This window comes from Enterobacter sp. GER_MD16_1505_Eko_090 (genome assembly GCF_003331015.1).
GTDB lineage: Bacteria > Pseudomonadota > Gammaproteobacteria > Enterobacterales > Enterobacteriaceae > Enterobacter > Enterobacter roggenkampii.
The window spans coordinates 59,722-83,137 of the sequence record NZ_PUQF01000006.1; the positions used below are offsets into that span (position 1 = coordinate 59,722).

The window sequence follows — 23,416 nt, forward strand, 5'->3', positions numbered from 1 at the left end:
CGTCAGGATGATGTCGAGGCTCGTTCATGGCGTTTCACAGAAATACTCTCCTCTTTGTTGCTTTGTTACCCGCTTCCATCCAACTCGCCTGCGCCGGGCTGGCCGTCCCACCAGGTTTTGAAGATCTGGCAAAGACGCAGCGCCTGTGGACAGAGGTGAACCTCTACGGCGAATCGCTGGGCCTTTTTGAAACGGATATCACGCTTGAAACGGTGAGCTTTGTCGCACCTGAGACCGTGGTAGCGGCCATCAAACGCCGGTTTAATGACGCCCCATCCCTCGTTGCCACCGTCTCTGCCGCGCTGGCCGTTCCGCTTGCCCGTAACGGCAACCTGGCCTGCAGCAGCAACGGCTCCGCAGCGGGCTGCGATTACATCGATACCGATCGCGCGGCCATTATTTATGACGAGAATAACGCCCGCATTAACCTGTTCCTGGACAAGAAATTTCTGCCTAAGCAGACGGCAGAGAACGCATGGTATCAGCCCACGCACGGCACCGAAAATGCGCTGATCCATCAACAAAACATTAACTTCGTTGCCGACAGGGATTATCAGTCGGCCACCGTGCAGGGCAACGGCGCGCTGGCGCTCACCCAGGACGGCTATGTAAATCTCGACTGGACCTGGCTGGGGCAGCGTTCACGGCACCAGCAGCAGCAGGAGGTCACCGTCAACAACGCCTGGTTCCGCCAGGATATCCTGCGTCAGTACTACGTCCAGGCAGGCGAGATGGATACCCGCGATCTGTTCAGCAATGCCGGCGGAAATATCACCCTCAGCCAGCTGCCGCTGGGCAAAATTCGCGGCCTGCGCACGGGTTCAACACGGGCGTGGATGAACCCGGTTCAGCAGTCGAAGGGAACCCCTGTTACCGTGCTGCTTTCCCATGACGCGCGTATCGACGCCCGCCGGGGCAATCAGCTGCTGGCGAGCTTTTATCTGAATGCCGGGGCGCAAACCCTGGACACGCGCTCGTTCCCGGACGGGAGCTACACCGTGACGCTCTCCATCTATGAAAATAACCGGCTGACGCGCACCGAGCAGGTGCCGTTTACCCGAACCGGCATTACGCCATTCGACCGCGTCGAGTGGTTCCTGCAGGCGGGCGAAACCGACAACAGCGATCAAAACGAAGAGCGCCGCGCGGTTGCGCAGGCGGGCGTTCGTCTGCCCGTCACCCCGACGCTGGCGCTGACCAGCGGCGCAACGTTCAAGAAAAACCAGCGTTTCCTGGAGAACGCGCTCGACTGGAGCCGGGGCTTCAACGCGGGCCCGATCGATGGCGTGCTGAGTACCCGGTTTAGCTACCTCTACGGCAGCGAAGGCCAGCGCGGCAATATCCAGCAAATCAGCTACAACGACGGTTTTTCTTTGAGCGTCTATCGAAACGCGTTATCCGCTGAAAACTGCAACACCCAAAGCGCGGGATTTGACGCCGTGAACGGCTGTTATCGCACCCTCTCGGTGATGTTCTCCGTCCCGGTCGGCGCCTGGTATGCGAGCCTGGGCTATTCGGATAACCGCAACGAAGGCCGGTACGTTTCACGCCGGGAGCTGCCGGACAGTGACGATCGCCACGATGCGGGTTTGCCGTGGGAATCGGTCTATATGACCCGCACGCGCACGCGCGCCTGGCAGGCTGGCCTGAGCAATGCCTTCAGCACCCATGGCCTGAACATTAACAGCAGCATTAACCTGTTCATGCGTAACGATGACGCCCGCGAAGGCAGGGATAAAGGCGGCTACCTGAGCGTGAGCCTGTCCATGGCGCATAACCGCCAGGGCGATGCATCAAGCTACACCTCTCTGGGCGCGACATGGCAGCACCAGCAGCGTGAAAAAAACCAGCTGAGCTACAGCGTGGCGCATAACTGGTATGCCGATGCCCGCGGTGAAAATGAGTATGGCCTCAGCGCGTCGGGCATTAATAGCGACTCGCTGAATACCTCAGCCTATACGCGCCAGGGCGGACGATATGGCAACGGGAGTCTGACCGTCAGCGACGCCTGGGATCGTCAGGATCGTCGCCATACGCTGAGCAGCAGCGGCAACTACAGCTCGACGTTTGCGCTGTCCCGCTCTGGCCTGTGGCTGGGCCGCTGGAGCGACGGTCGCCCTGCTTCCGCCGTCGCGGTGAACGTGACCACGCCGGAAGATGCTCAGGATCCGCGCGTCGCCGTGTCGCTGGATAACGGCGGCAGTGCCGATATTCCAGGCAATAGCTGCGCCCTCTTCGCGGTGCCGGGCTATCAGCAGACAACGTTGACGGTTAACGAATCGCTGGATGTCTCACGAGGAGCCAGCAGTGAAATCACGCAAGGATCGGGCAGCAGAACGCTGTTTATGGTGCCTGGCAAACTGCTGCGCCGGGACGTGCAAACCACCGCAAGCTACACCTGGCTCGGCCAGTTAACCGACGAGCGTCATTCGCCGTTTATCGGCGGCGTGCCGCTGAACGTGAACGGCTGGAGCGACCTTGGCAACGGCGGGTTTAGCGCCCAAAGCGACGCCCTGCTGCATAACCTCTACCTGGTGCGTCAGCAGCAGTTTTATCAGTGCGCGCTGAACGTGAAGAGTATGCGCGACGTGGTGCGTTATGTCGGGTCGATCCCCTGTAAGGAGTTAACCTTCTCCGCCCTGCCGGATGCCGTCCAGCAGCAGGCACAGCTGATGCTGGCAGGACGGTCGGTCCCTGCTGGACCGACTGCCATGAACACCGATAGCCTCACTAAAGGGAAATGATGTGATTAAGTGCCTCTTTATTTTTCTGTTCTTAAGCCTGTGGGCCAGCCAGACGCTGGCAGGCTCTCCCGCGGGACGAAATACCAGCGTAGGGATCAGCTTCGATCGCACCGCGCCGCCCGCGCGTTTTGACATCTGGTTTCATGAATCGGGCGGCTTTGACGCCGCCGATCCGCAAAAGTGGGGGCGCAATACCCTGACCTGTCAGTCCCGTACCGATACCACGAACGGCGCCTGCATGAACTCACCGGTCTGGTTCTCGGCGAACCCGGCCGCGCCTTATGCCATCAATTTAGCGTTTAGCCATTCCCTTACCGGCAAGACGGTGAATATCAAGGTTTATGGCGATCACTACATGTTTATCAACAATAAAGTGTTCACCTTTGCCAGCTTTGTCACGGGAGGGACGACGGAAATTGCTAACTGGAACAGAGAGCCCTACTTCGATTTCTATATCGTGAAAAGCGAACTGGATAAGCTCGCCCTGCCGGGGATCTGGACCGCCACGCTGAAGCAGAACCTGCGCCAGTGGGGAAGCGCCGACTGCGGCGGCAACTTCAATGACGTGAATGTCGGCTGTCCTGGCTATCTCACCATCGCCAAATGGCAGGCAAATATTCGCATTGAGGTGGTCGACCCGGGAAACCAGCAGATTTACCTGCCAGCCTTTCCGCACTCCACGCCCATCGTTAACCTCAACCTGACCAACTTCCCGGGGCGCCCCGGGGGCAGCGAGATCAAGGGGGAAAACACGCTGGATATGTGCCTGTACGACGGCAAAAACAGCACCAGCACCCGCGCCTATCTGCGTTTTGAAGATGACGGGCTTCCCTCTGCGGGACGTGCCGAAGGCGCGTTTTCTATCCGGCGGCGCGGTGGAAGCCAGACGGATGCGCGGGACCGTCTCGACTATCAGGTCTCCGTTACCCATCCCGTCACAGGCGCAACCGAAACCGTCGCGAACGGTAAAACCGTAGTCTGGCAAGGCACTAACGATCCGCAGTATCTGCGTCAGGTCGTGCTGCCCGGCGGACGCGAGAGCGTACTGTGCATTCCTGCGCCAATTATCCTGAAAACCCCCGCGTTCGCCGCCAGCAGCAAAAACGCGGGCGACTATACCGGCACGCTGCGCGTCATCTATACGCCCAGCACGTTATAACGAGGTCACCGTGAGTTACGCCATTCTCGACAATAATCGATTTTACGCCGAAGGACTGCGCTATGCGCTGCTGCGTCGGGGCGTTCAGTTAGAAGTCCAGAGCGATACCGTACAATGGCAGCCAACGCTGCTTACCCGTCGCGTGATTGTCGTCCGCTGCCGTTTTTCCGTGGCGGCGACGCATCAGGCGCTGATCAATATTTTGCTCAGGCTGGAAGCCGCCCGCTGGAAAGGCAGCCTTTATCTGGTCTGCAACGAAAAGGGGTGGGCGCTGGCGACGCATTTACGCAAGCGTTTCAGTACGCTAACGCTTTATATCATCGACGACCGGATCGCCGTTGCCGATGCGGCGTATTTGCTGGCAAAAGAGCCACGTCGCGTTCGAAGCCTGGACTGCTGCCTGACCGTTCCTGAATTCAACGTGCTCGATCTGATGCTGACCGGGTTGCCGGTCCGCCACATTGCCATCGTGACGCACATGTCGGAGAAACAGGTTTCAACCCATAAATGCAACGCGCTGAAGAAGCTCAATGCCAACAACCTGCTTCAGCTGCTCCTGTAGGGCACGGTTTATCCTGAGCCCGCTTTTTTGCTACACTGTCGCCGATTTTTCACCTACGACAGAAGATTATGTTCATTTTTGCAGGCCAGGAAATTGAGACCGATAGCGAAGGCTATCTGAAAGATACAACGCTCTGGAGCGAACCGCTGGCGGAGAAAATTGCGGAAAACGAAGGGATTACTCTTTCCACCGAACACTGGGAAGTGGTGCGTTTTGTGCGCGAGTTCTATCTCGAGTTCAACACCTCTCCGGCCATCCGCATGCTGGTCAAGGCGATGGCCAATAAGTTCGGTGAAGAGAAAGGCAACAGCCGCTATCTCTATCGCCTGTTCCCGAAAGGCCCGGCAAAACAGGCCACCAAAATTGCCGGCCTGCCTAAGCCGGTGAAGTGTATTTAATACCGAATACCGAAGTTGACGTATTCGCGCCCCGGTTGATGGGGTTCCGTTAAGACCTTATCAACCCGCGCGCTGCGCGGCCCACCCGCTTTCAGCCACGCCACCAGCTTGTCAACCTGCTCCGCTTCGCCACAGGCGACCACCTCAACGCTGCCGTCATCCATGTTGCGCGCGTATCCCGTTAGCCCAAGCTCAATCGCTTCGCGCTGGGTACTGTAGCGGAAACCCACGCCCTGAACGACGCCGTGAACCCAGGCAATGGTGCAGACTTTAGACATTCTTCTTCTCCTTAACGTAGCGTTTTCGGCAAACAACCATAGTGCTGCCGGAAACGGGCGGTGAAACGAGAGCTGGACAGATACCCACATTGTAATGCGATTTCGCCGATCGGTAATCGGGTTGACTGTAACTGTGACAAAGCCACGGCCATCCTCACCTCCTCGACAATCTGGCGAAAACTCTGTGATTCCTCGCGTAACCGTCTGCGCAGCGTCGGCACGCTCAGGGCCAGACGGCTGGCGACGTCCTGCGCGGTCCAGGCTCTGGCGGGCGACAGCATAATGAACTGTCGCACCTGCTCGGTCAGGTTATTGCTTCGCTCGATAAGCAGCGGACCTGCCACGCCGTCATGCAGCAATGCCAGCAACAGACCGAAGGCCTGATGTTTTTGCAGCGCCTCCGGTAACTCCTGACGCACGGCGTGCAGCAGGTTATCCCACATAAACGCCAGCCCCTCGCTCAGCGGAGCGCAGAGCGAATGCAGCGTCGTGCGCGGCCAGGATTTCAGGTAATGCGCTTTAAACTCGGCAACGATTTCCGGCGATAACATCAGCAAGTCCGAGTGAAACAGACCGTTTGCAGGCTGATTGATGATCTCCATTGCCGTATTGGCAGGGATAATGATGAGTTCATTCCGGGTGGCCACCAGGCGGTTATCGTCCTGCACAATCACCTTACTGCCGTGAGTGATATGGCAAATCGCCGGAAAAAAGAGCTTAACCTGGTGCAGGCGATGCATTTTGCTGGCACTCACTTCACCCGCCGTGAGATGTTTATGTCGAAAATGGAACTCCTGCACCGGTTCATCCTTATCTGCTGTAGGTTGCGGTTAACTGCGCCTTTGCCAGAACGTGACTATTGAGCATAAAGCCGACCAGCGCGCCGCTGGCATTGTTGTCGATGGGCAGGGTATCCACGTCCAGCGCCCAGACGGTCATCTGATAGCGGTGAGGCTTATCGCCTGCGGGCGGACATGCGCCGCCGAATCCAGAATAACCGAAATCATTACGCCCCTGCACAGCGCCAGCAGGTAATTTTTCGCCATTTGGGTTACCGGCATCAGCGGGCAGCGTCATTGTCTTCACGGGAATGTTGGCTACTGTCCAGTGCCACCAGCCGCTGCCGGTAGGCGCATCCGGGTCATAGACCGTAATGGCAAAACTTTTCGCACCCGTGGGCGGATTTGTCCACGCCAGCTGCGGGGACTGGTTACCACCGTGGCAGCCAAATCCCTCAAACACCTGCTGTGGCGCTAACCGCCGGTCGCCGGAAATATCCCGGCTGGTCATGCTGAAAGGCGTTGCGGCTAAAACCTGAAAACTCATTGCCGTCAGAGCGGCTATTGTGATGACACTGCGCTTTTTCATGGGGGGTTTCCTTTGCTGAACTGGAATCCCACTGTATATCCCGCCGCAGTACCGTAATGTGCTTAAGCGATTTGATTTTGTGCCGAAACGCTCAACGGCATCCGCAGATGATTGCGCCTTGCTGAATGTGCTACTCTACGCGCCATTTCCCTGAAATCGACAGAACAGCAAATTATGAGTGTACGTTTAGTGTTAGCCAAAGGGCGCGAGAAATCCTTACTGCGCCGTCATCCCTGGGTCTTTTCCGGCGCGGTTGCCCGTATGGAAGGCAAAGCCAGCCTCGGTGAAACCATTGATATCGTGGACCACCAGGGGAAATGGTTAGCGCGAGGCGCCTACTCGCCAGCCTCCCAGATCCGCGCGCGCGTCTGGACATTCGATAAAGACGAAACCATTGACATCGACTTCTTCGTGCGTCGTCTGCAGCAGGCGCAGCAGTGGCGCGACTGGCTGGCTAAACGCGACGGGCTGGACAGCTACCGCCTGATTGCCGGTGAATCTGACGGCCTGCCGGGCGTGACCATCGATCGCTTCGGTAACTTCCTGGTGCTGCAGCTCCTGAGCGCCGGGGCGGAATACCAGCGCGCTGCGCTGATTAGCGCCCTGCAAACACTGTTCCCGCAGTGCGCCATTTACGACCGCAGCGATGTGGCGGTGCGCAAAAAAGAAGGCATGGAGCTGACTCAGGGGCCGGTCACGGGTGAACTGCCGCCTGCCCTGCTGCCAATTGAAGAGCACGGCATGAAGCTGCTGGTGGATATTCAGGGCGGGCACAAAACGGGTTACTACCTTGACCAGCGCGACAGCCGTCTGGCGACGCGTCAGTACGTTGCCGATAAACGCGTGCTCAACTGCTTCTCCTACACCGGTGGGTTTGCCGTTTCGGCGCTGATGGGCGGCTGTGCCCAGGTGGTCAGCGTGGATACCTCGCAGGAAGCGCTGGACGTGGCAAAACAGAACGTCGAGCTGAACAAACTGGACTTGAGCAAAGCCGAATTTATACGCGACGACGTCTTCAAGCTGCTGCGTAAATATCGCGACCAGGGCGAGAAGTTCGACGTCATCGTGATGGATCCGCCAAAGTTTGTGGAGAACAAAAGCCAGCTGATGGGCGCCTGCCGCGGATATAAAGATATCAACATGCTGGCCATCCAGTTGCTGAACCCGGGCGGGGTTTTGCTCACCTTCTCCTGCTCCGGCCTGATGACCACCGATTTATTCCAAAAAATCATCGCCGATGCCGCAATAGATGCTGGTCGTGATGTACAATTTATAGAGCAGTTCCGTCAGGCAGCCGATCACCCCGTGATTGCTACCTACCCGGAAGGACTGTATCTGAAAGGGTTTGCCTGTCGCGTCATGTAACTTGAAAAGAGAAATATTGCCCGCACATAACGTGTAAGTCGTATTTCCCGGGAGGTGACTATGATTGCCAGCAAATTCGGTATCGGCCAGCAGGTCCGCCACACTTTGCTCGGGTATTTGGGTGTGGTCGTGGATATCGACCCGGAGTATTCCCTTGATGAGCCGTCAGCAGACGAGCTGGCGGTGAACGCAGAGCTTCGCGCTGCACCCTGGTACCATGTGGTGATGGAAGGTGACGACGGGCAACCCGTCCACACCTACCTTGCCGAAGCGCAGCTAAGCAGCGAGCTGCAGGAAGAGCATCCGGAGCAACCCACTATGGATGAACTTGCTCAGACTATCCGCAAACAGTTACAGGCTCCGCGCCTGCGGAACTAAGCGTGTAAAAAAAGCCCGATGAACGGGCTTTTTTTTATTACTTCGCCAGCCCCAGACGGGGGATGTCGATCGCCGGACAGCGATCCATGACGACGTTCAGCCCCGCATCCCGCGCCAGCACGGCAGCCTGCTCGTTAATCACGCCCAGCTGCATCCACAGCGTTTTCGCCCCGACGGCGATAGCGTCCTGCGCCACTTCCCACGCCGCCTCGGAATTACGGAAGACATCGACCATATCAATTTTTTCCGGCACGTCAGCGAGCGTGGCATAACCCTGCTGGCCCAGTAAGGTTTTCCCGGCCACTTTTGGCGAGACCGGGATGACGTGATAGCCCTGATCGAGAAGGTATTTCATCACCCGATAGCTGGGACGATCGGGTTTATCGCTCGCGCCCACCAGCGCAATGGTACGCGTGGATGTCAGAATCTCGGCAATATCGTTCTCTTTCATGGTTTTTCTCCTGGCTTTTTTAAAAGTGTACGCCAAACCGCACATCTCAACCATCCATCCCATACCGATGCATGAGGGCAAAACGGCCAAATATGTCTATATGTTAGTAAACGTGATTATCGAAAAATATAGATACATTAATGCGGCGACAGGATTTCTGACGGGAGCCTTCTATGAAAACCGGTATTGCCACTGCTCTGATTGCATTAGTGATGCCGGTCTGCGTTTTTGCTACCACGCTCCGGCTCTCTACCGACATTGATCTCCTGGTACTGGACGGAAAAAAGGTCTCCAGTTCGTTATTGCGCGGTGCGGACAGTATCGAGCTGGATAACGGACCGCATCAGCTGGTATTCCGCGTAGAAAAATCGATCGGTCTGGCCAATCACGAGCAACGGATGTACATCTCCCCGCCGCTGATCGTCAGCTTTAATACCCGACAAATCAGTCAGGTGAATATTACCCTGCCACGCCTTGAAACGGAGAAGGAATCAGCGGCCTTCGACGCATCTCCCCGCATTGAACTGCTGGACGGGGATGCGATGCCGATTCCGGCGAAGCTGGATATTCTGGCGCTGACGACTTCACCGAAAGGTCCGGACTACGAGGCCGCGACGCAGACCTATAACAAAGCCGGTAAACGCGCGTCGCTTCCTCAGTTTGCCACCATGATGGCTGACGACAGTACGCTGCTTTCCGGCGTCTCTGAACTGGACGTCATTCCTCCCCAGTCCCAGGCCCTGACGGAACAGCGCCTTAAATTCTGGTTCCAGCAGGCCGATGCCGACACGCGGGCCCGGTTTTTACAATGGGCAAAACAACAACCTTCATCATAAGCCACATTTTTTACGCCTTTCTCTTGCAGCGTCAGACGGTTCCCGTCATCGTGTAGGCAGTTAACCTGATGGATATGATTATGGAACTGACAACACGCAGGCTCCCGGAACGCAAACACATTGCTCTGGTGGCGCACGATCACTGTAAACAAATGCTGCTTAACTGGGTTCGCCGCCATCAGTCTTTGCTGGAAAAGCACGCCCTGTCGGCGACCGGCACCACCGGTAACCTGATCCAGCGCGAAACGGGTCTGGAGGTAAACGCCATGCTGAGCGGCCCGATGGGCGGCGATCAGCAGGTCGGCGCACAGATTTCCGAAGGGAAGATTGATGTGCTGATCTTCTTCTGGGACCCGCTAAACGCGGTTCCGCACGACCCGGACGTCAAGGCCCTGCTGCGCCTGGCGACGGTGTGGAATATTCCGGTGGCGACAAACCTCTCGACGGCGGATTTCATCATCGAATCGCCGCAGTTTAACTCGCCGGTAGATATCCTTATTCCGGACTATCAGCGTTATCTTTCAGAGAGATTGAAGTAGCTTTTTTTGCCGGGTGGCGGCTACGCCTTACCCGGCCTACCCATCCTTACCCTTCGTCGTTATGGCTTCCGCGCCACCGGCACATCAATACTCTTCAAAATATCGACAAACACGGATGGATCCTCTTTATTGAACAGCAGCCACACGCGATGGCGCGCGCGGGTCATCGCCACATACAGCAAACGCCGCTCTTCGGCATCCGGAAAGTCTTCCGGCACCGGCAGCAGGGCCTGCTCCATGACCGACTCGCGGGCCGGGGCCGGGAAACCGTCGCTCCCCTCTTTCAGCCCCATAACAATCACATAGTCGGCCTGCTGCCCTTTGCTGGCGTGAATCGTCATAAATTCAAGCTGCAGCTTCGGCCAGCGGGTGGCCGCCTTTTCCAGCGCCTCGGGTTTGAGGTGATGGTATCGCGCCAGCACCAGGATACGTTCATCAGGCTTCGCGTAGCCGCTGAGCTTGTCCAGCAGCGGTTCCAGCTGGTCTTCCGCCAGCAGGGTCACGGCTTTTTTATCCCCTGCCCGCAGGCTATTGAGCGGCTTTGCCAGCTGATGCGGGTTCTGCTGGATAAAGCGGTTGGCGATTTCACCAATCCGTGAATTGAAGCGGTAGGTGGTGTCCAGATCGCTGCGATCGCCTTCGCCAAAATAGTGGTGGAATGCGGTCGTCAGCGAAAGCTGCGCCCCGCTGAAGCGATAGATGGCCTGCCAATCGTCACCCACCGCAAACAGCGAGGTATGCTTATTTTGCGCCCGTAGTGCCGAAAGCAGCGCTGCGCGCTGCGGAGAGATGTCCTGGAACTCATCCACCAGAATATGTTTCCACGGGCTGACAAAGCGCCCCTTCTCCAGAATGATGATGGCCTGGTGGATTAGGCCGGAAAAATCGACGGCATTTTCCGCTTTCAGCGCGGTTTTCCATGCCTTCAGCAGCGGCGCCATCAGCTTGACACGCTTTGAAAACAGATCGCGGATCGCCTCCGGCGCGCTTTCAATCATCTCTGCCTGCGTTCCGCCGTGCATTCGCATCAGGCTGACCCAGCGGTCAAGCCGTGAACCCAGCCGACGCGCCAGTTTGTCATCCTGCCAGAAGCTGCCTTCCGGCACGTCCCAGTTGAGCTCCTCCTCGAGCCACTGACGCCACCCTTTCGCCTGCGCCTTTTTCTCACTGCACTGCTGGCGCCACGTTTTGATAAACAGCGCCTGGCGCGCCTGCGCGTCGTTTTCCAGCTTACTGATAGCAGGCACTTTTTTACTGCCCTGCTGAATAATATGCAGGGCAAGGGCATGGAAGGTTCTGGCCGTGATATCCCGGGTATGCAGACGTTCCTGGATCCGTTCGTCCATCTCCTGGGCAGCCTTGCGGCCAAAGGCCAGAAGCAGAATTTGATCGGCGACCGCTTCCCCGGTCGTCAGCAGCCAGCCGGCACGCGCGACCAGCACCGACGTTTTACCGCTACCGGCCCCCGCCAGCACCAGCAGCGACTGCTCGCCGTTGACCACCGCGCGCGCCTGAGCCGGATTAAGCGGAGAAGACTCCACCGTACTGAAAAAGTCGGCGTATTGGGTGAGCATGGCGTCCGTCCAGGCCTGATTATGGGCGAGTCGGCTTTTATCCTTTTCATTCAGCCAGGCCTGGCACTGGCGCCAGGCGTCGCGACAATTGTCAAACTCCTCAAGACGCGCCACGGATAACGGCAGCGCCGAGAGCGCCTGCCGGATCTTTTGCTGCAACCCGGCGGTCTGCTGACGGGTGAGCCACGAATGCTGCGCGTTGCTTTGCGCGATATCGTCCAGCACCTTTTGAAGCACTCCGGCGGCAATCACGCTCATATCCTGACTCCACTGCTGCCAGAGCGCGTTCAGGTGATGATGGAAACGCTGGGTTTCTGCCCACTCGGTGCCGTGAAGACGCACGACTTTATCGTCAGGCAGTACGAACTCGAGTTCGCCCCACACCAGCCCGCGTTTGCAGTGGATAGCCAGAAGCTGATTAAACGGAATAAGGTATTCGTGGCGTTCCCCGGAGACTTTTACCCCGGCATTGAGGAGAACCACCCGGTCGTAAGGGTGTTGCGCCAGACGTTTGCCTAACGACGTTGCTTTCAGTTCCATGTTCCGCCAAATCCACGAAGAGATAATTTACCTGACAGTGTAACTGCCAGTTTTAAGGTGCTCCAGCCTAAAAAAACGTTACAATCATTGGGCGTTAATTTTATCGAAAGGAAGTGAGGGTTTATGCGTACCGTTCTGAATGTGTTGAATTTTGTGCTGGGCGGTTTTGCCACCACCCTTTCCTGGCTTTTTGCCACGCTGGTGAGCATCGTCCTGATTTTCACGCTCCCCCTGACTCGCTCCTGCTGGGAAATCACAAAACTCTCCTTCATCCCCTACGGGAATGAAGCCATCCACGTTGACGAGCTGAATCCGGAGAGCAAAAACGCCCTGATGAATACGGGGGGTACCCTGCTTAACATTCTGTGGCTGATTTTCTTCGGCTGGTGGCTCTGCATCATGCATATTTTTGCGGGTATTGCGCAGTGCATCACGATTATTGGTATTCCGGTGGGGATCGCGAACTTTAAGATCGCCGCTATCGCTCTTTGGCCCGTCGGGCGCAGGGTTGTTCCGGTCGAAGTGGCCCAGGCGGCGCGTGAAGCCAATGCGCGTCGTCGTTTTCAGTAACTAAGGACTGGCCGCGTTTATGCTAAGCCCACTGCTTCGCCGTTATACCTGGAACAGCACCTGGCTTTATAACGTCAGGATATTTATCGCACTTTGCGGCACGGTTGCCCTGCCCTGGGGGCTGAATGACGTCAAGCTCACCATCCCGCTCACGCTGGGCGTCGTGGCTGGGGCGCTGGCGGATCTGGACGATCGTCTGGCCGGGCGTTTACGCAACCTGGTCATCACGCTCGTCTGCTTTTTTATTGCATCAGCGTCCGTTGAGTTACTTTTCCCCTGGCCCTGGCTGTTTGCCCTGGGTCTGACGCTCTCAACCAGCGGGTTTATTTTGCTGGGCGGCCTTGGGCAGCGCTACGCCACTATCGCGTTTGGCGCCCTGCTGATTGCCATCTATACCATGCTGGGCGCATCCCTCTACGACCAGTGGTACCAGCAGCCTGTTCTGCTGCTGCTCGGCGCCATCTGGTATAACCTGCTGACCTTAACCGGTCATCTGATCTTCCCGGTTCGTCCTCTGCAGGACAACCTTGCCCGCAGCTTTGAGCAGCTAGCCCACTATCTGGAACTGAAATCCCGGCTGTTCGACCCGGATATCGAGGAAGAAAGCCAGGCGCCGCTCTACGATCTGGCGCTGGCAAATGGTCAACTGGTCGCCACCCTTAACCAGACAAAAGCCTCTCTGCTGACCCGTCTGCGCGGCGATCGCGGTCAGCGCGGAACGCGAAGAACCTTACACTACTATTTTGCCGCCCAGGACATTCATGAACGCGCCAGCTCCTCGCACGTCCAGTATGCCGCCCTGCGAGAGAAGTTCCGCTACAGCGACGTGATGTTCCGCTTCCAGCGCCTGCTCTCCATGCAGTCCCAGGCGTGCCAGCAGCTCTCGCGCTCCATTCTGCTGCGCACGCCCTATCAGCATGACCCACGTTTTGAACGCGTATTTAGCCATCTTGATGCGGCACTCGACCGCGTTCAGGCCAGCGGAACGTCACCGGAACACATTAAAGCGCTGGGCTTTCTGCTGAACAACCTGCGGGCGATTGACGCACAGCTGGCGACCATCGAGTCCGAGCAGGCGATGGCGCTTCCGGGCAGCGAGGTCGACAATCAGCTTGCTGATGACAGCGTGCACAGTGTTAGCGATATGTGGCTACGCCTGAGCCGCAACTTTACCCCGGAGTCGGCTCTCTTCCGCCACGCGGTGAGAATGTCGCTGGTGCTGTGCGTGGGTTATGCCTTTATCCAGATAACCGGGCTGCATCATGGCTACTGGATCCTGCTGACCAGCCTGTTCGTCTGCCAGCCGAACTATAACGCCACCCGACACCGCCTGGCGCTGCGTATTATCGGCACGCTGGTCGGCGTCGCAATCGGCCTGCCGGTGCTTTATTTCGTGCCTTCCGTCGAAGGGCAGCTAATTCTGATCGTGATCACCGGCGTGCTGTTTTTCGCGTTTCGCAACGTGCAGTACGCCCATGCCACCATGTTCATCACGCTGCTGGTGCTGCTCTGCTTTAATCTGCTGGGTGAAGGGTTTGAAGTCGCCCTGCCCCGCGTGATTGATACGCTGATTGGCTGCGCGATTGCCTGGGCCGCGGTCAGCTTTATCTGGCCGGACTGGCGTTTTCGCAATTTGCCGCGCGTGGTAGACAGGGCGATGAATGCCAACTGTCGTTACCTTGACGCTATTCTGGAGCAGTACCACCAGGGCCGCGATAACCGTCTGGCTTACCGGATAGCACGTCGCGACGCGCACAACAGTGATGCTGAACTGGCCTCCGTTGTCTCTAACATGTCAACGGAGCCGGGCGCCACGGCCGAGATTCGTGAGACAGCGTTCCGCCTGCTCTGCCTGAACCATACCTTCACCAGCTATATTTCGACGCTGGGGGCCCACCGCGAGAAGCTCACTAACCCGGCGGTTCTCAACCTCCTCGATGACGCCGTCTGCTATGTCGATGATGCGCTTCATCACCGCCCGGCCGATGAACCGCGCGTTCGACAGGCTCTGGATGAACTGGCTCAACGCATTGCGCATCTTGACCCGGGAAATGACAGCAAAGCGCCGCTGGTTCTTCAGCAGATAGGCCTGCTGATCGCTCTGCTGCCTGAAATTTGCCGGCTGCAACAGCACATCGCTACCTGGAGGAACGACTCTCCTGCGGCTCAGGCAGCGCATTAAACCACTCCGTCAGTTCCCGGCGGATACCTGCCGGGAGCGCCGCCTCATGCAGCCCTTCGATAGCCCCTTCCAGCGCAAAGAGCACTTTTATACTGAGTGCCTTATTCTTTGCCCGCATCTTCAGCCAGCTCGCTCTGGCGCCCAGCGCCCGCAGCGTTTCTTCATTGGTGATACCGGCTTCAAAGAGCAAAACTTCAAGCTGAAAGGTCAGGTTCGGCAGATCCTTAAGACGGGTTCGTTGATGACGCCGGTAGCGCTCTTTCCTTGCCGCACTGAGTGCAAACGAGGAGAGCTGAAGCAACCGCTCCCTGTCCTGCCATAATCCGTCATCCACACGATAATAGTTGAGCAGCACCGGGCGGCCTCGCTTCATCAACGTCAAGAAGGAGGAAGCATTTTTTACACAGTATTTTGCACTCTCTTCACACGCGCGAAGGTAAAGTTCGCCATCGGACACCATGGCAAAGACCGCATCATCGACCGCCAGGGTGTAACCGCCAAACAGCGCGCGATGATGAATCTCGCCCAACGGAGAGAGGTATTCCTGGGATTTATAAATCCGTTCATAAGATATCTTTTTCATGATATTTCCCTTCAAAATCATAGGCTAACAACGAAATTTCTTACTAGCGGATCCGTTAGCAGGAAAATAGGCAACTTATCGTCGTTGAGCAAGATGATTTTTCGAGGGGCATCAAGATTGAATGAATTTTGCGAGTCGCTTTCCGAAAATGAGGTTGATCTTTGGGCATACAGGGGTTACTGTATATCCATACAGTAACTACAGGGCTGGAATGAATATGCACACTTCAGGCTATGCAAATCGCGCAACCTCTCTCTCTTCTGCCGCAGGCAATGTCGCGCAGAATTCCGTCGAGCGTGTTTCCACAGGGCTTATCAGTGAAGTGGTTTATCGTGAAGACCAGCCCTTGTTAACGCAACTTCTTTTACTGCCATTATTACAACAGCTCGGTCAGCAATCGCGCTGGCAGCTTTGGCTCACGCCTCAGCAAAAGCTGAGTCGCGAGTGGGTTCAATCCGCAGGCCTTCCGCTGACCAAGGTCATGCAGATTAATCAACTTTCGCCTTGCGATACCGTTGAGTCGATGATCCGCGCGTTACGCACAGGAAATTACAGCGTGGTGATTGGCTGGTTACCGGAAGAATTGACGGAAGAGGAACATTTCCGGCTGACTGAAGCCGCTGAAGAAGGGAATGCGATCGGGTTCATTATGCGTCCGGTTCGATCGGATTCTTACCGCAGAGGACAACTTTCAGGGCTAAAAATTCACTCAAATTTGTATCATTGAGTCAAATTAAGATTTTTCCTGGAATTTTTTTTGACCGCAAGATGGGATTTTAGTTCCCGGCCTTAAAATTGCGGCAAGGCTTGTCTGGTGCGGTTCTCCTTAATTTTATTGCACAAAATTCGTTCAAAAAATGTTAAATAATCGGTATACGGAACTTTTTTTTTCATATGCCTGACGGACTTCACACTTGTAAGTTTTCAGCTACGTTGTAGACTTTACATCGCCAGGGGTGCTCGGCCTAAGCCGAAGATATCGGTAGATTTATATTTGACCACGCCCCCCGGTGAAGGATTTAACCGTGATTCTCTCTTGAGACTTTCATGGCGAATTTTGGATGATAACGAGGCGCAAAAAATGAAAAAGACAGCTATCGCGATTGCAGTGGCACTGGCTGGCTTCGCTACCGTAGCGCAGGCCGCTCCGAAAGATAATACCTGGTATGCTGGTGGTAAACTGGGCTGGTCTCAGTTCCACGACACCGGCTGGTACAACAGCAGCCTGAACAATGATGGCCCAACTCACGAGAGCCAGCTTGGTGCAGGTGCGTTCGGTGGCTATCAGGTTAACCCGTATGTTGGTTTTGAAATGGGTTACGACTGGTTAGGTCGTATGCCATACAAAGGCGACACCGTAAACGGCGCTTTCAAAGCACAGGGCGTTCAGCTGACCGCTAAACTGGGTTACCCAGTAACTGACGATCTGGACGTGTACACCCGTCTGGGCGGCATGGTATGGCGCGCTGACTCCAGCAACAGCATCGCTGGCGACGACCATGACACCGGTGTTTCCCCAGTATTCGCTGGTGGCGTTGAGTGGGCTATGACCCGTGACATCGCTACCCGTCTGGAATACCAGTGGGTTAACAACATCGGCGACGGCAACACCGTTGGTGTTCGTCCAGACAACGGCATGCTGAGCGTAGGTGTTTCCTACCGTTTCGGCCAGCAGGAAGAAGCAGCACCAGTTGTTGCTCCAGCGCCGGCTCCAGCTCCAGAAGTACAGACCAAGCACTTCACTCTGAAGTCTGACGTTCTGTTCAACTTCAACAAAGCGACTCTGAAACCAGAAGGCCAGCAGGCACTGGATCAGCTGTACACCCAGCTGAGCAACCTGGATCCTAAAGACGGTTCTGTAGTGGTTCTGGGCTTCACCGACCGTATCGGTTCTGACGCTTACAACCAGAAACTGTCTGAGAAACGTGCTCAGTCTGTTGTTGATTACCTGATCTCTAAAGGTATCCCAGCTAACAAGATCTCCCCACGTGGTATGGGCGAATCTAACCCAGTTACTGGCAACACCTGTGACAACGTGAAAGCTCGCGCTGCACTGATCGACTGCCTGGCTCCAGATCGTCGCGTAGAGATCGAAGTTAAAGGCATCAAAGACGTTGTAACTCAGCCAGCGGCATAAGTTATCGTCTTATAAAAAAACCCCGCAATGCGGGGTTTTTTATTGTCTGAAGAAAAGTAAAAAAACTACTTTTTACCCAACAGCGCCTGAAGGTCATTCTTCAGTGTCGACATCTGGTTGGCGTACTTCTCTTTATGTTCTGCATCCTCAATCAACTGCACGATGGTTTCCGACAGCGTTTTACCCCGTCGTTGTGCCAGCCCGGCCAGGCGCTGCCAGACAACAAATTCCAGGTCGATTGATTTTTTGCGAGTGTGCTGGTGCTCAGCATTAAAATGCCGTTTGCGTCGCGCGCGGATAGTTTGCTTCATCCGGTTTAACAACGCAGGATTAATGTGTTTCTCAATCCAGCCGTTGACCTGTACCGGTTCGTTTTCGAGGGTCAGCAAAATATCCACGGCTTCTTGCGCAGCGCTGGCTTCGATGTAGCAGGTGATCAGCTCCCCTTCACGGTGCTTTTTGACCAGGTACTTCCATTTCCAGCCGCTTTCGAGATTTTCCAGTTGTTGATATTTCATTGCGATCTCAGTGTTACCACGTAACTCTGTTCAGAATATCAGTTTTTTAGCAATCTGCTGAAAAGAAATCATATCCTGTGAGTGAATGCAGCCAATCACCCTGTCGAAATCCCCAATCCTGCTTGGGTAGAGCCCCCCGCTTACGGTATACTCCACGCTTTTACATCTGACTAAAAAACATCAACTTTGACCATTACGAAACTTGCATGGCGTGACCTTGTTCCGGATACCGAAAGTTATCAGGAACTGTTTGCACAGCCAGATCTCGCAAAAGAACACGAATTCATCCTTAGCGATACGCAGCCCCGTTTGCATTATGCGCTGGAGCAGGTATTAAGCCCTTGGGCAACTGCGCCTTTCATGCTGCTCAAAGCCCCGGAAGAAGCGGAATACCTGACGTTGTTCGGGGATGCCGTGCGTCAGCTAAAGCCGGAAGCGAACGCCGTTTTTGGCGGCCAGTATCGTATCGCTGGACATGATGTTACTTTCGAACCGGCGGCGCAGGCCGACGGCCTTTTTGCCGCTAAGGGCGAGGTGATTACCGCGAACTGGGTCGAGGCTGAACAACTCTTTGGTTGTCTGCGCCAGTTTAACGGCGAGCTTTCGCTGCAGCCTGGGCTGGTACATCGCGCAAATGGCGGTGTCCTGATCATCTCGCTGCGTACCCTGCTCTCGCAGCCGCTGCTGTGGATGCGTCTGAAAACCATCGTGCATCAGCAGCGTTTCGACTGGGTTGGCTACGATGAGTCTCGTCCTCTGCCTGTCTCGGTTCCGTCTATGCCGCTGTCATTAACCGTCGTGCTGACGGGCGACCGTGAATCGCTGGCAGACTTCCAGGAAATGGAGCCTGAACTGGCTGAACAGGCTGTGTATAGCGAATACGAAGACAATATCCAGATTGCCGATGCCGACGATATGGCGCAGTGGTGCCAGTGGGTGATGGCCGTTGCTGAACGTTTTGCGCTGCCAACGCCTGCGGCTGACGCATGGCCAGGCCTGATCCGCGAAGCGGTGCGTTATACCGGTGACCAGGAAACGCTGCCACTCTGCCCGCTCTGGATCGGCAAACAGCTGCGTGAAGTGGGCGTGGTGAGCGGTAGCGGTGCGTTCACCGGGGAGCAGCTCACCCAGATGCTGGCTCAGCGTGAGTGGCGGGAAGGCTATCTTGCTGACCGTATGCAGGATGAAATTCTGCTGGAACAAATTCTGGTGGAAACCGAAGGCGAACGCGTCGGACAGATCAACGCCCTGTCGGTGATTGAATTCCCTGGCCATCCGCGCGCGTTCGGGGAGCCGTCCCGTATTAGCTGCGTTGTGCATATTGGCGATGGCGAGTTTACCGACATCGAACGCAAAGCCGAGCTGGGCGGAAACATTCACGCCAAAGGCATGATGATCATGCAGGCGTTTTTGATGTCTGAACTGCAGCTTGAGCAGCAGATCCCCTTCTCCGCCTCGCTGACGTTTGAGCAGTCCTACAGCGAAGTGGATGGCGATAGCGCCTCTATGGCTGAACTGTGTGCCTTAATCAGCGCCCTGGCGGAAGTGCCCATCAATCAGAACATCGCGATCACCGGTTCGGTGGATCAATTCGGTCGTGCGCAGCCTGTGGGTGGCCTCAACGAAAAAATTGAAGGCTTCTTCTCTATTTGTCAGCAGCGCGGTTTAAACGGCAAGCAGGGTGTGATTATTCCGGCTCCCAACGCACGCCATTTAAGCCTCAGCCAGGAGATTCTGGATGCGGTTGAACAAGAGCAGTTCGCTATCTGGGCCATCGAAGGGATTGAGGATGCACTACCCTTACTGACAAACCTGGTATGGGATGGCGAAGGGCAAACCACCCTGATGCAGACTATCCAGGAGCGCATTGCTCAGGCAACACAGCAGGATGCTCGTCACCGTTATCCATGGCCGTTACGCTGGCTGGGCTGGTTTAGTTCGAACTGATCGGACTTGTTCAGCGTACACGTGTTAGCTATCCTGCGTCCTTCACTAAAATAAGGCTTACTGAGAACATGGTAGATAAACGCGAATCCTATACAAAAGAAGATCTTCTTGCCTCTGGTCGCGGTGAACTGTTTGGCGCGAAAGGCCCACAGTTACCGGCCCCGAACATGCTGATGATGGACCGTGTCGTGAAAATGACCGAAACCGGCGGCAACTTCGATAAGGGTTACGTAGAAGCAGAACTCGATATCAACCCGGACCTGTGGTTCTTCGGTTGCCACTTTATTGGCGATCCGGTAATGCCTGGCTGTCTGGGTCTGGATGCCATGTGGCAGCTGGTTGGCTTCTATCTGGGCTGGCTGGGTGGTGAAGGTAAAGGCCGCGCGCTGGGCGTAGGCGAAGTAAAATTCACCGGCCAGGTTCTGCCTACGGCAAAGAAAGTGACCTATCGTATTCACTTCAAGCGCATCGTTAACCGCCGCCTGATTATGGGCCTGGCAGATGGCGAAGTGCTGGTAGACGGTCGTCTGATCTATAGCGCAAGCGACCTGAAGGTTGGCCTGTTCCAGGACACGTCCGCGTTCTGATCGTGCTTTCGCACCTCCAGAAAGGCGAAACCTCCGCATTGCGGAGGTTTCTTTTTTGAAAGAGACGTTATCAGGCTATGAGTGCCCTGTCGCCGATGGCTTCTCGCCAGCCTCCAAGCCATTGTGACCTTTGATTTATCGTCTGATAAGGACACATTTCTTTAGAACGTCCAGCGATGCCGGCCTGATAACCACGTTGATGAGCCCGTTCCAGGCGATCTCGTTTCTGTCTCTTCATGCCTCGTTTCCCTCATTCTTTTGTCTGGTGGAAAGAAAACAGTGTCTGCACTATCTGCACAGGCACAGATAACGAATACCCCGAATTAGTCGCATCGTCAATGTTCAAAATTCATACGGGTGTCATATTTGTGAGCTAGCTGGAAGTTCATTTGTACAAAAATTGTGACGTGGCACAAGTAACAACCTGAGTTGAAAACGAAAAAAAACCGCAATCAGCGACAGACCGATTGCGGTTTCTGATGATGAATTTTACTTATGGCAGTCGGGAAATCTCTCTCGCGATACTGGCCGACTCCTGCGCCCATCCCTGAGCCAGGACTTTCACCATTTCGTCATAGCCATCTTTCTGCTGCTTCAGCTCCAGATGGAAAGGACGCTTAATCAGCTGCCCCTGATGGTTCAGCAACCACTCCCCGCTGATGACCACCGCACCGTCATAACGGCCGTGGAAGCCCGTTACGGTGACGTTCAGCGTATCCTGATCGTTACCCAGCGGCTGCGATGCGACTACCCACCCCGGAAGCTGACTGCCCAGGTTAGCCACCAGCGTGTTGCGCAGCTGCTGATCCAGCGGGCTGGCCCACAGGTTGTTGGTCGCAATCACGTATTTCACGTCGCTTGTCTGATAGACCACGCCGTTTCCTGCCAGATAATCCGGCACGGCGACCTGCTCAACCCACAGCTGGCGGTTCCCCTGGCTCGCCGTGCTTTGCCCGCCGCTGTGGGTTGCCACAGGCAGCTGATAATAGCTTTTATTATCTCCCCCTGAACTGCATGCCGTTAACAGCAGAGCGCCAACCATCAATAGCCATTTTTTCATTCTTTTGCCCTCTTCGGCTCAGGATCCTTTTTATCTTTCGCTTCGAACACCAGCGCATTGCTCTTCTCGTTGAGCGTTTTCAGCACCGGCTGCAGTTCACGCAGGACCTGATCAAGACGCTGCATATCTGCCACCATCTTGTTATAGGCCGCTGATCCCGGCTGGAAGCCCTGCATACTGCGGTTCAGCTCACGCAGCGTTTTCTGCATGTCCTGCGGCAGCTGCTGCATGCTCTGGCTCGCCGTAATCTTGTTGATGTTATCCAGCGTGGTTTGCAGACGGCGCATCGTTGCCTGGCTTTCGCTCAGCGAGTTTGTTGCCGCTTCAATCATCGGATTCAGTGGCAGATTGTTGATCTTATCCAGCGTCTCCATCAGACGCTGCTGGATCTGCGCCAGACCGCTGCTCACCGTTGGGATGATCTTGTAGCCACCGAATTCACGGATACCGGTAATCGGCGGTGCTTTCGGGTAGAAGTCCATATCCACATACAGCGCACCGGTGACCAGGTTGCCGGTTTTCAGCGACCCGCGCAGACCGCGTTCCATCAGCTGGGTGATATGAGTCGCGATATCCTGATTTTCACCAATCTGATTAAGCAGACGCTCTGGTTCAATGCGGATCAGTACAGGAATGCGGTAATCATCATCCAGCACCTGCTGAAGGCCCGGAACGAAGAACGGCACTTGCCCAACCGTACCGAGACGAATGCCGCGGAACTCAACAGGCGCCCCCGGCTGCAGGCCGCGAACGGAGTCTTTAAAGAACATCAGGAAGTCAACGTGATCGGTATAGAGCGCATCCTGAATGCTTTTTTGATCGTCAAAGAGACGGAACGCGGTGTTCTCTGCGACCGGCTGCCCTAAATCCAGGCCCTCCGGCACGTCAAAACTCACGCCGCCACCAAACAGCGTGGTCAGCGAACCCATTTCAACGCGCATGCCTGCCGAAGTCAGATCTACCGCGATCCCGCTGTCTTTCCAGAAGCGGACGTTGCTGGTGACCAGGCGATCGTTTGGCGCATTAATGAAGAGCTGATAGCTGATCGCGCGTTTCTGTGGATCAAACGTGCTTTTCTCAACCGACCCGACGCGGTAGCCGCGGAACAGAACCGGGTCGCCCGCCGTGAGCTGACCTGCTTTTTTGCTGTCGAGGATCACGCGGATGCCCTTGGCATCAGGCGGTGCAAGCGGCGGTGAATCCAGAAGCTGGTATTGGGCCGGCTGGTTACCCTTAGCGCCCGGCTGCAGCTCAATGTAGGCACCCGAGAGCAGCGTCCCCAGGCCGCTGATCCCTTCACGCCCCACCTGCGGCTTAACGACCCAGAAAACGGAATCGCCGTGCAGCAGTTTTTCCATGCCGGCATTCAGGCGCGCCTTAATCTCCACATGGGTTAAATCGTCGGTCAGGGTTGCGCTTTCCACCACGCCCACATCCACGCTACGGCTTTTGATGGTCGTTTTACCGCCCTCAATCCCCTCGGCATTGGTGGTTATCAGCGTCACTTCCGGCCCCTGATGGCTGTAATGATAAAACAGGATCCAGGCACCGATCAGCGCAGTCACGATGGGAAAAATCCACACCGGAGACCAGTTTTTGACCTTCTGCACTTTCGCCTCTCCACTCTTATTTTCCATGCT

Annotated in this window: 24 protein-coding genes; 14 read left to right on the forward strand and 10 right to left on the reverse strand. The window is 55.9% G+C overall.

The window, feature by feature from the left end; all coding sequences use genetic code 11:
• Positions 1-26 precede the first annotated feature (26 nt).
• The 4 genes from C6A40_RS08515 to tusE all read left to right on the forward strand — a co-directional run bounded on the left by C6A40_RS08515 (position 27) and on the right by tusE (position 4,863).
• Entirely contained in the window at positions 27-2,744 is a 2,718-nt protein-coding gene (locus tag C6A40_RS08515; protein ID WP_045334756.1) for a TcfC E-set like domain-containing protein, read from the forward strand.
• A 1-nt stretch (position 2,745) separates the two neighbouring features.
• Positions 2,746-3,903, forward strand: a complete 1,158-nt coding sequence (locus C6A40_RS08520; RefSeq protein WP_052686620.1) for a CfaE/CblD family pilus tip adhesin — start codon at positions 2,746-2,748, stop codon at positions 3,901-3,903.
• A 10-nt stretch (positions 3,904-3,913) separates the two neighbouring features.
• Positions 3,914-4,465, forward strand: a complete 552-nt coding sequence (locus C6A40_RS08525; protein WP_008499912.1) for a LuxR C-terminal-related transcriptional regulator — start codon at positions 3,914-3,916, stop codon at positions 4,463-4,465.
• A gap of 68 nt (positions 4,466-4,533) precedes the next feature.
• On the forward strand, positions 4,534-4,863 hold the full coding sequence (tusE, locus tag C6A40_RS08530) for a sulfurtransferase TusE (RefSeq protein WP_045334759.1): 330 nt from the start codon (positions 4,534-4,536) through the stop codon (positions 4,861-4,863).
• On the opposite strand, the gene yccX is transcribed toward tusE, so the two are convergent.
• From yccX to C6A40_RS08545, 3 genes are read right to left on the reverse strand one after another with little or no spacing between them, the layout of a single operon-like run.
• Entirely contained in the window at positions 4,860-5,141 is a 282-nt protein-coding gene (yccX, locus tag C6A40_RS08535) for an acylphosphatase (protein WP_008499914.1), read from the reverse strand. The two genes, tusE and yccX, sit on opposite strands and share 4 nt — an antisense overlap.
• A gap of 11 nt (positions 5,142-5,152) precedes the next feature.
• Positions 5,153-5,941, reverse strand: a complete 789-nt coding sequence (locus C6A40_RS08540) for an AraC family transcriptional regulator (RefSeq protein ID WP_045334762.1) — start codon at positions 5,939-5,941, stop codon at positions 5,153-5,155.
• A gap of 10 nt (positions 5,942-5,951) precedes the next feature.
• Positions 5,952-6,509 carry a kinase inhibitor gene (locus tag C6A40_RS08545; RefSeq protein ID WP_021240852.1) on the reverse strand — a complete coding sequence of 186 codons (558 nt, stop codon included), beginning with the start codon at positions 6,507-6,509 and terminating at the stop codon, positions 5,952-5,954.
• A 174-nt stretch (positions 6,510-6,683) separates the two neighbouring features.
• On the opposite strand from C6A40_RS08545, the gene rlmI reads away from it, so the two are divergent.
• Together rlmI and hspQ are read left to right on the forward strand one after the other, a co-directional pair.
• Positions 6,684-7,874, forward strand: a complete 1,191-nt coding sequence (gene rlmI, locus C6A40_RS08550; RefSeq protein WP_021240853.1) for a 23S rRNA (cytosine(1962)-C(5))-methyltransferase RlmI — start codon at positions 6,684-6,686, stop codon at positions 7,872-7,874.
• Positions 7,875-7,934: 60 nt separating this feature from the next.
• Positions 7,935-8,252: a heat shock protein HspQ gene (hspQ, locus tag C6A40_RS08555; RefSeq protein ID WP_008499919.1), complete on the forward strand. Its 318-nt coding sequence runs from the start codon at positions 7,935-7,937 to the stop codon at positions 8,250-8,252.
• 37 nt (positions 8,253-8,289) lie between these two features.
• On the opposite strand, the gene C6A40_RS08560 is transcribed toward hspQ, so the two are convergent.
• Complete coding sequence (locus tag C6A40_RS08560) at positions 8,290-8,703, reverse strand: CoA-binding protein (RefSeq protein WP_008499920.1); 414 nt, start codon at positions 8,701-8,703, stop codon at positions 8,290-8,292.
• Between the two features lie 173 nt (positions 8,704-8,876).
• Here C6A40_RS08560 and csgI point away from each other — a divergent pair, with 173 nt between their 5' ends.
• Positions 8,877-9,539: a curli synthesis inhibitor gene (gene csgI / locus C6A40_RS08570; RefSeq protein WP_008499921.1), complete on the forward strand. Its 663-nt coding sequence runs from the start codon at positions 8,877-8,879 to the stop codon at positions 9,537-9,539.
• Positions 9,540-9,619: 80 nt separating this feature from the next.
• Positions 9,620-10,078: a methylglyoxal synthase gene (mgsA, locus tag C6A40_RS08575; protein WP_114191267.1), complete on the forward strand. Its 459-nt coding sequence runs from the start codon at positions 9,620-9,622 to the stop codon at positions 10,076-10,078.
• 59 nt (positions 10,079-10,137) lie between these two features.
• Here the strand turns inward: mgsA and helD are convergent, their stop codons facing one another.
• Entirely contained in the window at positions 10,138-12,192 is a 2,055-nt protein-coding gene (gene helD, locus C6A40_RS08580) for a DNA helicase IV (protein WP_045334764.1), read from the reverse strand.
• A 123-nt stretch (positions 12,193-12,315) separates the two neighbouring features.
• Between helD and C6A40_RS08585 the strand changes: the two genes are divergently transcribed.
• Both C6A40_RS08585 and yccS read left to right on the forward strand, forming a co-directional pair.
• Positions 12,316-12,762, forward strand: a complete 447-nt coding sequence (locus C6A40_RS08585; RefSeq protein ID WP_023335159.1) for a YccF domain-containing protein — start codon at positions 12,316-12,318, stop codon at positions 12,760-12,762.
• Between the two features lie 19 nt (positions 12,763-12,781).
• Positions 12,782-14,944 (forward strand): YccS family putative transporter, encoded by a 2,163-nt coding sequence (gene yccS, locus C6A40_RS08590; RefSeq protein WP_045334767.1) that lies wholly within the window; start codon positions 12,782-12,784, stop codon positions 14,942-14,944.
• Here the strand turns inward: yccS and C6A40_RS08595 are convergent.
• Complete coding sequence (locus tag C6A40_RS08595) at positions 14,901-15,527, reverse strand: TfoX/Sxy family DNA transformation protein (RefSeq protein WP_045334769.1); 627 nt, start codon at positions 15,525-15,527, stop codon at positions 14,901-14,903. The two genes, yccS and C6A40_RS08595, sit on opposite strands and share 44 nt — an antisense overlap.
• Positions 15,528-15,744: 217 nt before the next feature.
• Between C6A40_RS08595 and sulA the strand changes: the two genes are divergently transcribed.
• Both sulA and ompA read left to right on the forward strand, forming a co-directional pair.
• A complete protein-coding gene (sulA, locus tag C6A40_RS08600) occupies positions 15,745-16,254 on the forward strand; it encodes an SOS-induced cell division inhibitor SulA (protein WP_023618859.1) in 510 nt (169 codons plus the stop codon).
• 354 nt (positions 16,255-16,608) lie between these two features.
• Complete coding sequence (gene ompA, locus C6A40_RS08605; RefSeq protein ID WP_008499928.1) at positions 16,609-17,664, forward strand: porin OmpA; 1,056 nt, start codon at positions 16,609-16,611, stop codon at positions 17,662-17,664.
• 65 nt (positions 17,665-17,729) lie between these two features.
• Here ompA and matP read toward each other — a convergent pair whose 3' ends face one another.
• Positions 17,730-18,182 (reverse strand): macrodomain Ter protein MatP, encoded by a 453-nt coding sequence (gene matP / locus C6A40_RS08610; protein ID WP_008499929.1) that lies wholly within the window; start codon positions 18,180-18,182, stop codon positions 17,730-17,732.
• Positions 18,183-18,368: 186 nt separating this feature from the next.
• Between matP and C6A40_RS08615 the strand changes: the two genes are divergently transcribed.
• Entirely contained in the window at positions 18,369-20,129 is a 1,761-nt protein-coding gene (locus tag C6A40_RS08615; protein ID WP_023343697.1) for an AAA family ATPase, read from the forward strand.
• A gap of 68 nt (positions 20,130-20,197) precedes the next feature.
• On the forward strand, positions 20,198-20,716 hold the full coding sequence (gene fabA / locus C6A40_RS08620) for a 3-hydroxyacyl-[acyl-carrier-protein] dehydratase FabA (protein WP_008499931.1): 519 nt from the start codon (positions 20,198-20,200) through the stop codon (positions 20,714-20,716).
• A 70-nt stretch (positions 20,717-20,786) separates the two neighbouring features.
• Here the strand turns inward: fabA and rmf are convergent, their stop codons facing one another.
• The 3 genes from rmf to pqiB form a co-directional block, all read right to left on the reverse strand.
• Complete coding sequence (gene rmf, locus C6A40_RS08625) at positions 20,787-20,954, reverse strand: ribosome modulation factor (protein ID WP_013097261.1); 168 nt, start codon at positions 20,952-20,954, stop codon at positions 20,787-20,789.
• Positions 20,955-21,209: 255 nt separating this feature from the next.
• The gene (pqiC, locus tag C6A40_RS08630; RefSeq protein WP_008499932.1) at positions 21,210-21,776 is read right to left on the reverse strand and encodes a membrane integrity-associated transporter subunit PqiC; all 567 of its coding nucleotides are present in this window, start codon (positions 21,774-21,776) and stop codon (positions 21,210-21,212) included.
• A complete protein-coding gene (pqiB, locus tag C6A40_RS08635) occupies positions 21,773-23,413 on the reverse strand; it encodes an intermembrane transport protein PqiB (RefSeq protein ID WP_008499933.1) in 1,641 nt (546 codons plus the stop codon). Before pqiB ends, pqiC begins: the two co-directional genes overlap by 4 nt.
• Positions 23,414-23,416: the final 3 nt, after the last annotated feature.

Excerpts from the sequence above, each read along its gene's own strand:
- tusE (WP_045334759.1), top strand. The coding sequence starts at position 4,534 with ATGTTCATTTTTGCAGGCCAGGAAATTGAGACCGATAGCGAAGGCTAT.
- hspQ (WP_008499919.1), top strand. The coding sequence starts at position 7,935 with ATGATTGCCAGCAAATTCGGTATCGGCCAGCAGGTCCGCCACACTTTG.
- sulA (WP_023618859.1), top strand. The coding sequence starts at position 15,745 with ATGCACACTTCAGGCTATGCAAATCGCGCAACCTCTCTCTCTTCTGCC.
- pqiB (WP_008499933.1), bottom strand. The coding sequence starts at position 23,413 with ATGGAAAATAAGAGTGGAGAGGCGAAAGTGCAGAAGGTCAAAAACTGG.
- C6A40_RS08560 (WP_008499920.1), bottom strand. The coding sequence starts at position 8,703 with ATGAAAGAGAACGATATTGCCGAGATTCTGACATCCACGCGTACCATT.
- C6A40_RS08585 (WP_023335159.1), top strand. The coding sequence starts at position 12,316 with ATGCGTACCGTTCTGAATGTGTTGAATTTTGTGCTGGGCGGTTTTGCC.
- yccS (WP_045334767.1), top strand. The coding sequence starts at position 12,782 with ATGCTAAGCCCACTGCTTCGCCGTTATACCTGGAACAGCACCTGGCTT.
- fabA (WP_008499931.1), top strand. The coding sequence starts at position 20,198 with ATGGTAGATAAACGCGAATCCTATACAAAAGAAGATCTTCTTGCCTCT.
- helD (WP_045334764.1), bottom strand. The coding sequence starts at position 12,192 with ATGGAACTGAAAGCAACGTCGTTAGGCAAACGTCTGGCGCAACACCCT.
- C6A40_RS08515 (WP_045334756.1), top strand. The coding sequence starts at position 27 with ATGGCGTTTCACAGAAATACTCTCCTCTTTGTTGCTTTGTTACCCGCT.
- pqiC (WP_008499932.1), bottom strand. The coding sequence starts at position 21,776 with ATGAAAAAATGGCTATTGATGGTTGGCGCTCTGCTGTTAACGGCATGC.
- rmf (WP_013097261.1), bottom strand. The coding sequence starts at position 20,954 with ATGAAGAGACAGAAACGAGATCGCCTGGAACGGGCTCATCAACGTGGT.
- ompA (WP_008499928.1), top strand. The coding sequence starts at position 16,609 with ATGAAAAAGACAGCTATCGCGATTGCAGTGGCACTGGCTGGCTTCGCT.
- mgsA (WP_114191267.1), top strand. The coding sequence starts at position 9,620 with ATGGAACTGACAACACGCAGGCTCCCGGAACGCAAACACATTGCTCTG.
- C6A40_RS08545 (WP_021240852.1), bottom strand. The coding sequence starts at position 6,509 with ATGAAAAAGCGCAGTGTCATCACAATAGCCGCTCTGACGGCAATGAGT.
- yccX (WP_008499914.1), bottom strand. The coding sequence starts at position 5,141 with ATGTCTAAAGTCTGCACCATTGCCTGGGTTCACGGCGTCGTTCAGGGC.
- C6A40_RS08595 (WP_045334769.1), bottom strand. The coding sequence starts at position 15,527 with ATGAAAAAGATATCTTATGAACGGATTTATAAATCCCAGGAATACCTC.
- csgI (WP_008499921.1), top strand. The coding sequence starts at position 8,877 with ATGAAAACCGGTATTGCCACTGCTCTGATTGCATTAGTGATGCCGGTC.
- matP (WP_008499929.1), bottom strand. The coding sequence starts at position 18,182 with ATGAAATATCAACAACTGGAAAATCTCGAAAGCGGCTGGAAATGGAAG.
- rlmI (WP_021240853.1), top strand. The coding sequence starts at position 6,684 with ATGAGTGTACGTTTAGTGTTAGCCAAAGGGCGCGAGAAATCCTTACTG.